Annotated in this window: 1 protein-coding gene; it reads right to left on the bottom strand. The window is 42.6% G+C overall.

Features of this window, described 5'->3' with window-relative positions; all coding sequences use genetic code 11:
- Window positions 1–244, bottom strand: a 244-nt coding sequence (locus tag ACVC08_RS00005) for a hypothetical protein (protein WP_452600470.1), incomplete at both ends; no start/stop codon positions are given.

Here is a 244-nt window from a genome sequence, read left to right as displayed (position 1 = left end):
TGTCCATGTTCTGGTGATTGTAAACGATCCTTCGCAAGTTCCAGCGACTACAGTGTCTGTGTAGGTAGCGTCTAGTGTTGCAGAACAGTTGTCATTTTCATCAGTAACATCTCCTGTAATGTTTACTCCAGCATCGTAGTTGCATGATGCATCTGTAAATATCTCAATATCTGCCGGAGCAGTAAATGTTGGTGCGATATTATCGGAAACGGTAATGGTTTGCGTTTGTTCTGGCGTAGTGTTA

The organism is Pontimicrobium sp. MEBiC06410 (genome assembly GCF_053601615.1).
Note: the sequence above shows the minus strand (reverse complement) of the source record. Positions and strands in the feature narration are given on the sequence as shown.